The organism is Nocardia sp. 852002-20019_SCH5090214 (genome assembly GCF_001665865.1).
In the GTDB taxonomy this organism is placed as follows: Bacteria; Actinomycetota; Actinomycetes; order Mycobacteriales; family Mycobacteriaceae; genus Nocardia; species Nocardia nova.
On the sequence record NZ_LZMK01000168.1, the window covers coordinates 1 to 7,189 of the forward strand.

The following is a 7,189-nucleotide window of genomic DNA, read 5'->3' on the forward strand; positions in this document are numbered from 1 at the left end:
ACACCTCGGCTGAGCAAGGTCGGCCGGGCGCAGCGCCGGCGCCGCCTTTGTGATCGCGCTGACCGTAAACCTGGTCGCGCGCGGGCCCCGATGGTGTGCTCGGAACACAGCACGTTCCGAGCGAAAGGCCCTCCATGTCAAGCGATCACGCAGCAGAGTCCGTGTCCGTGGTGAAACTCGGAACCCACATCGGCGCCCGGATCGACGGCGTCCGGCTCGGCGGGGATCTGGCTCCGGAGACGGTCGCGGCCATCCGCGCGGCCCTCAACGAGCACAAGGTGATCTTCTTCCGGGATCAGCACCATCTCACCGAAGACGGTCAGCACGAATTCGCTCAGCTGCTCGGCAGTCCGACCACGCCGCACCCGACGGTCACCTCCAAAGGCGTGAAGAGCCTGGCGATCGATTCCCACCACGGCCGAGCCAACAGCTGGCACAGCGACGTCACCTTCGTCGACCGGATCCCGAAGGCCTCGATTCTGCGCGCGGTCACCCTGCCCAGCTACGGCGGCTCGACCACGTGGGCCTCGACCGTAGCCGCCTACGCCTCGCTGCCGGAGCCGCTGAAGCGCCTGGCCGAGGAGCTGCGCGCCGTGCACACCAACAAGTACGACTACGCGGCGAGCCACGAGGAGCAGCCGGACCCGAACGCGCAGGCCTACCGGGAGGAATTCCAGTCGACCTACTACGAGACCGAGCATCCGGTAGTCCGGGTACACCCCGAGACCGGTGAGCGTGCGCTGCTGCTCGGACATTTCGTCAAGCAGTTCGTCGGTCTGTCCAGCAACGAGTCACACGCTCTGTTCCGCCTGCTGCAGGATCGCGTGACCCGGCTCGAGCACACCACCCGATGGAACTGGTCGCTCGGCGACGTGGCGATCTGGGACAACCGTGCCACTCAGCATTATGCGATCGACGACTACGACGGCGCCGAGCACCGCAAGCTGACTCGCATCACGCTGGCCGGAGATATTCCGGTCGGCGTGGACGGCCGGACCAGCCTCAGCATCGCCGGTAACGCCGACCACTACTCGATCATCGAGGATCTGGCCGAGGCGGCCTGATCCGCCGGCGCCGGCCGGTGGTTGAATCGGTACATGGAGATTCGACCGCTGGCCGGCGTTCGGGTACTGGAACTGGGCAACTACATCGCGGCGCCGACCGCGGGGCGCATTCTCGGCGACTTCGGCGCCGAGGTGATCAAGGTCGAGCGCCCGAAAACCGGTGACGAGCTGCGCAATTGGCGCCTCTACGGCGGCGACACCTCGATGTTGTATCGCACGGTGAACCGCAACAAGAAGTCGATCACCCTCGATCTGCGCACCGAGGCGGGACGGGCGATCGTGCTGGATCTCATCCGGCACTGCGATGTGCTGCTGGAGAATTTCCGGCCCGGCATGCTGGAGAAGTGGGGGCTGGGGCCGGAGGTGCTCGACGAGGCGAATCCCGACCTGGTCATCACCCGCATCTCCGCCTACGGGCAGACCGGACCGCTCTCCCAGCGGCCGGGTTTCGCCGCGGTCGCCGAGGCGATCGGCGGGCTGCGCGAACTGGTCGGCGACCCGGATCGACCGCCGGTGCGGGTGGGCGTCTCGATCGGGGATTCCATCGCGGGGATCTACGCCGCCTTCGGCACGGTGCTGGCACTGTTCCAGCGCAAGGGTGCCGAGGAGCGAATCCCGTTGCCGCAGCGCATCATCGACGTCGCACTGAACGAGTCGATTCTCTCCGTGATGGAGTCGCTGGTTCCCGACTACGAGGCCTACGGCATCAACCGCCAGCGCGTCGGCGGTCGGATGGAAGGGATCGCGCCGAGTAACGCCTACCCGTGCGCCGACGGCACCAGCATCATCATCGGCGGAAACGGCGACGCGATCTTCCGGCGCTATATGCAGGTGATCGAGCGCCCCGATCTCGCCGAGGATCCGGAATTGCAGGACAACGCCGGCCGCTGGCGCCACCGCGACCGCCTCGACGCCGCGATCGGCGAATGGAGTGTGCGCCACACCCGCGACGAGGCGCTGGCGATCCTCGAGCAGGCGGCCATCCCGTGCGGCCCGATCTACACCGCGGCCGATATCGTCGCCGACGAACAGTACCGGGCGCGCAACATGATTCAGCATTTCCCGGTCGACGTCGGCGCCGCCGAACCGAAACAGGTCGCCTTCACCGGCATCGTCCCGGTGATCGGCGAACGTTCGCTGCCGATCCGCACGGTGGGCCCCGATCTGGGCGAACACACCCGAGAGGTCCTCTCGGAACTGCTGGGAATGTCGGACGCCGATATCGACGGCCTGGAGGCGTGATGAGCGACAATCGCGCAGCGGCTCGTCCCGCCGACCGGGCGCGGGTGTCCCGCATGAACACCGCAGGCGTGATGAGCGACAATCGCGCAGCGGCTCGTCCCGCCGACCGGGCGCGGGTGTCCCGCAAGACACAGGAGGCGTGATGAGCGACTTTCCTTCCACCACTGCGGGCACGTTGCGGGATGTGACCCTGCGGGACGGACTTCAGCTGACCGGCAAGGTGCTGCCGACCGAACACAAGGTGGAGATCGCCCGCACCCTGCTCGCGCTGGGCGTGCCGGAACTCGAGATCGGTTCGATGGCACGCCCGGATCTGGTGCCGCCGATGGCCAACAGCATGGAGGTCGTGGCCGCGCTGACTCCCGAAGAGCTGCAACGCTGCTGGGTGTGGGTGGCCACGCCGCGGCAGGTCGCGCGTGCCGCCGAGGCGGGCGTGCGGAACTTCCAGTACTGCCTGTCGGTATCGGATGCGCACAACAAGGCCAATATCGGCCGCACGGCCGAGGACAGCGTGGCCGCGATGCCCGAGGCGATCCGGCTGACCGAGGAGGTCGGCGGGTCCATTCAACTCTGTCTGGCAACGTCTTTCACCTGTCCGTTCGACGGGCCGGTGGATCCCGAGCGAGTCCTCGCGATCGCCGCCGATCCCCGCACCGACGGCGCCGCCGATATCGTGATCGCCGATACGCTCGGCCAGGCCTATCCGGCGCAGGTGCATGCCCTGATCGCCGCAGTGCGAACGGGAACTCCGCAGCGCCGCATCCTCTTCCACGGCCACGACACCTGGGGTATGGGCGTCGCCAACTCGCTGGCGGCCCTGGCCGCCGGCGCCGCTGCGGTGGACGGTTCCCTGGGCGGTCTGGGCGGCTGCCCCTTCGCGCCGGGCGCGAGCGGCAACACCGCCAGCGAGGACATTCTGTTCGGCACCCGCCCGGACTGGTTCACCCCCGCCGCGCTGACGACCATGGTGGGCCTCACCGAACGTCTGCTGACCGACCTGGGCGAGCCCAACCGCTCCCGCACCGCCGAAGGCGCTCGCTCGGAGGCTCGTGCCTTCGAATGGGTTGTGCCGCGCCAGGATTAGGCGTGCCGGGCCTTATCGGCCGGCCCGATCGTCCAGGCCCATACGTGCGGTGAGGCCGTCGAGCAGGCACCCGAGTGTCCACGCCACGGGGTCGGCGGGACCGGCGCCGGTGCGGCCGTGGAACCAGCGCGTGAAGGCGGGATAGCGACTGTCCGCGAGCAGGGGTTCCACCAGGGGCTTCGCCGCCTCGGCGAGCTGCTGGTCGGTGGCGAGTCCGACGCGGGTCCGCATGCGCCGCTCCTCGGCCACCTGCAGGGCGGCGCCGAACAGATGGCCGTCCACCGCACCGGTCAGCAGTGAGAGGTCGTCGGCGGACAGACCGAGCGATTCGAGCATCGCGAAACGGAAATCGAAGTAGCGCAGCGCATTCGGTCCCAGCGGGGGGCGGGTGTGGACGAGTTCGCCGAACCAGAGGTGGCGCTGGATGACAGTCCAGGTATCCAGCGCGAGGCGTTCCAACGCGCCTCGCCAGTCCGAATGCGCCGCCGGAGCCGGAGCGTCGGCGAGCGGCACCTCGCCGTAGACGGCGTCGATCATCAGATCGACCAGCCCATCCTTGCTGCCCACGTACCGATACAGCGACATCGGCGTGGACGCGCCCACCGCCTGGGCCACCCGGCGCATCGTCAGCGCCCGCGCGCCCTCGGCATCGGCGATCGCCATTCCCGCGCGCAGAATCTCGGCCCGGCTCAGATTCGTCGTCGGCCGGCCGGGCGGTTCCGGCAGGGACCAGATGAGCGGTCCCGGCACTTCCTCGGTCACCGTGCACACCTCCTTGCCGGAATTCAACCACCGGTGTACAACGTACACATGATGTACGACGTACACTCTGATCCGGTCCTCATCGTCGGCGGCGGATTGACCGGCCTGACCGCGGCCTTGTTCCTGCGCCATCAGGGCGTACCGTCGGTGCTGGTCGAGCGCCGGGCCACCACCTCGGCCCAGCCGAAGGCACGCCGGATCAATATCCGGACGATGGAGCTGTTCCGCCGGATCGGCATCGCCGCGGCCGTCGAAGACGCCGCCCGTGGACTCTCGGCACATCAGGCGATGGCGGCGGGGCCGACACTGGCCCGCGCCGAACGGTTGCCGTTCAGCTTCCCCGGCGGGCTGCCGGACTGGGACGCGATCACACCCGCCGCGGCGTGTCTGTGCGCACAGGATCTGCTGGAGCCCACTCTGCGCGAACTGGCCGAGGCACGCGGTTGCGATATCCGCTTCGGTGTCGAATGCGTCGACGTCACCGAGGACGCCGCGGGTCTCACCGCGACCCTGCGCACGGCTCCGGATCGCGTCGACACCCTGCGAGCGTCGTACCTCGTCGCGGCGGACGGTGCGCACAGTCCGATCCGCGAGCGACTGAAGATCGGCCGCCACGGCCGCGGCACCCTCGGCCGCGCCGTGAACGTGTACTTCCGCGCGGATCTGACGGAGTGGGTGCGGGGCCGCGAATTCAACCTCTGCCAGATCGAGAACGACCGCGTCCCCGGCGCTTTCGCCTCGGTGGACGGCGCACACCGATGGATCTTCACCAGTTCGGCGGAAGTCGACCACCCCGCCGGCCGGTGGCCCGCACTGCTGCGAGAGGCCATCGGGGTCCCCGATATCGATGTGGAGGTGTTGAGCGTATTGCCGTGGGAGCCGGGAATGTTCATCGCCGATACGTTCCGATCGGGCCGGGTGTTCCTGGCCGGCGACGCGGCGCATGTGATGCCGCCGTACGCGGCCGCAGGCGCCAACACCGGCATCCAGGACGGCCACAACCTGGCCTGGAAACTGGCGTTGGTCCTGCGCGGCGCGGCGCCGGCACACCTGCTCGACAGTTACGACCTCGAGCGCCGCCCCGTCGGCCGGTACATCGCCGATCAATCGAGCATCCGAACCGCCGACCTGCGCACCATGACTCGCGAATCCACCGACGGCACGCCGCTCGCCGACCCGATCGCCCTGATCCTCGGCACTCGATATCCCGCCGGCGCGTTCGTCGACGACGGCAGCACGCACACCATGGACCATCTGGATCTGACCGGGCAGCCCGGTACCCGGCTGCCCCACCGCTACCTCGCCGCCGGCCGCTCCACGCTCGATCTGATCGGCACGGCGTTCACGCTGCTGGTAGGTCCGGAGGCGCCGGACCGGGAGTTCGACGCGCAGCCTGTCGAGATCGTCCGCATGGACCGGTCGTGGTGCGCCACCACCGGATTGACGCCGACGGGCGCGCTGCTGGTCCGCCCGGACCAGGTGATCGCGTGGCGGGTTCCGGTCGCACCGGCCGATCCCGCCGCGGCCTTCCGGTCGGCCTGGGCCCGAATCATGGACGGCACCGATCACGAACCCGAGCGCGGCGGCCGCTCGACCGCCATCCACACGGACGCTTGACCTGAAGTTTACTTCAGCTTCTAGGTTGGCTGTAGCCGAAGCGAACACGACACAGGAGACAGCCATGACACAGCGCCCGACTCTCGACGACCCCGCAGCCCGCACCACGGCACAGCGGGTGGCCGCGCATTTCGCCGCGGAATTGCAGCGCGCGGGCGAGACCGGCGACGCCGATCTCTACGACCACTCCTTCGCCGCGGATGTGCTGTGGGGCAGCCCGTTCGGCGCCACCGTCGTCGGTTACGACCAGCTCAATCCGATTCACCACCGCCTGATGGCCGGACAGGTGGCGCCGCCCTCGACCTTCGAGGTGGTCGCCGCGACCACGCCGGCGCCGGGCGTGGTGGTGGCCCAGATCCGCAGGCAGGCAGTCGATCCCGACGGCTTCTCCGAGACGGCCATGTACGTGCTGGTGGAACGGGACGGGCGATGGTGGCTCGCGGCCGCCCAGAACACCCCGTTCCAGCCGGAGAAATCGGCACTGGGACGCACGGCGTAGCCGCCGTCACCCGGAAGCGCCGAAGACGAACCTCGGGAAATCGCCGACCGGGAGGTAGCCGATCTCCTGATAGATCTTGTTGGAGGTCGGATTGGCGAGATCGGCGAACAGACATACCTGGGAGCCGCTGTCGCGCAGCACTTTCGACACCTGCGCGGTGGCGGCGGCAGCGTACCCGCGGCGGCGGAATTCGGGAGGGGTGTAGACCGGCCCGATCCGGGTCCAGCCGTATGCGCGCCGCTGATGCGCGACCACGGAGACCGCCGCACCCTCGTCCTCCCACAGCCACCACTGCCCCGCGGCGATCCGATCGGGCACGGCACGCGGATCCGGGCCGATATCCTCCTCGCGGCGCATGCGTTCGGCCAGGCGCACACACACATCGGTATCGAATTCGCCGGCGCGGCGGACACGTCCCGGAACAGCAGGGATGCGCAACTCCCCGAGGCGATACAGTCGCGTCGTCCACTGCGGCCGAAACGCGATGCCGGACAGGCGTTGCCAGTGCACGGCGAATTCCGACGCGGAGTGCGGATCTCCCTCGACGGCCACGACGGCGGGGTCGCGATCGAACAGGGCCGCCGCCAGCCCCGTCGCCGCCGTGGCGGGAATGTCACCCAGGTACGCGCCGTACCCGGGCGTATTCATGGCGACCCCCAGCACCGTGTCGCCCTCGCAGACCATGGCGAAGACCGGATCGACCGTTATCGCCCCGGCCGCGCAGTTGCGGAGCATCGTGGCAATGACCGTGTGCCGCAGCGGGTCTCGCGCCAGGCAGTCGCCTGCGCGGGCACGGAGTTCGAACGGGTCCGTGGTCAGCTCGATCCTCATGCCGCCAACGGTAGGCCCGTCGGATCAGCCGGCCCACCGATTTTCCGCGACGGCGGGGATCCTCAGGCCGATTGTTGCCCGTCGGCGCGG

8 protein-coding genes are annotated in these 7,189 nt (G+C 69.0%); 6 read left to right on the plus strand and 2 right to left on the minus strand.

Going from position 1 to position 7,189, the window contains the following annotated elements; genetic code table 11:
- Positions 1–134 precede the first annotated feature (134 nt).
- Genes A5780_RS13790 through A5780_RS13800 form a run of 4 tightly spaced genes read left to right on the plus strand, consistent with a single transcriptional unit; the run spans position 135 to position 3,390 of the window.
- Positions 135–1,064, plus strand: a complete 930-nt coding sequence (locus tag A5780_RS13790) for a TauD/TfdA family dioxygenase (RefSeq protein WP_063016904.1) — start codon at positions 135–137, stop codon at positions 1,062–1,064.
- A 33-nt stretch (positions 1,065–1,097) separates the two neighbouring features.
- Positions 1,098–2,306, plus strand: coding sequence for a CaiB/BaiF CoA-transferase family protein (locus tag A5780_RS13795; RefSeq protein WP_064901709.1), 1,209 nt, complete (start codon positions 1,098–1,100; stop codon positions 2,304–2,306).
- Positions 2,306–2,449, plus strand: a complete 144-nt coding sequence (locus A5780_RS39995; RefSeq protein ID WP_156769492.1) for a hypothetical protein — start codon at positions 2,306–2,308, stop codon at positions 2,447–2,449. Before A5780_RS13795 ends, A5780_RS39995 begins: the two co-directional genes overlap by 1 nt.
- Complete coding sequence (locus A5780_RS13800; protein ID WP_064908613.1) at positions 2,449–3,390, plus strand: hydroxymethylglutaryl-CoA lyase; 942 nt, start codon at positions 2,449–2,451, stop codon at positions 3,388–3,390. Before A5780_RS39995 ends, A5780_RS13800 begins: the two co-directional genes overlap by 1 nt.
- Before the next feature lie 12 nt (positions 3,391–3,402).
- Here A5780_RS13800 and A5780_RS13805 read toward each other — a convergent pair whose 3' ends face one another.
- Complete coding sequence (locus tag A5780_RS13805; RefSeq protein ID WP_231982945.1) at positions 3,403–4,152, minus strand: TetR/AcrR family transcriptional regulator; 750 nt, start codon at positions 4,150–4,152, stop codon at positions 3,403–3,405.
- Positions 4,153–4,200: 48 nt separating this feature from the next.
- On the opposite strand from A5780_RS13805, the gene A5780_RS13810 reads away from it, so the two are divergent.
- Entirely contained in the window at positions 4,201–5,769 is a 1,569-nt protein-coding gene (locus A5780_RS13810; RefSeq protein WP_231982946.1) for an FAD-dependent monooxygenase, read from the plus strand.
- Between the two features lie 64 nt (positions 5,770–5,833).
- Positions 5,834–6,268 carry an SgcJ/EcaC family oxidoreductase gene (locus A5780_RS13815; protein WP_063016912.1) on the plus strand — a complete coding sequence of 145 codons (435 nt, stop codon included), beginning with the start codon at positions 5,834–5,836 and terminating at the stop codon, positions 6,266–6,268.
- 6 nt (positions 6,269–6,274) lie between these two features.
- Here the strand turns inward: A5780_RS13815 and A5780_RS13820 are convergent, their stop codons facing one another.
- Positions 6,275–7,099, minus strand: coding sequence for a GNAT family N-acetyltransferase (locus tag A5780_RS13820; RefSeq protein WP_063016914.1), 825 nt, complete (start codon positions 7,097–7,099; stop codon positions 6,275–6,277).
- Positions 7,100–7,189: the final 90 nt, after the last annotated feature.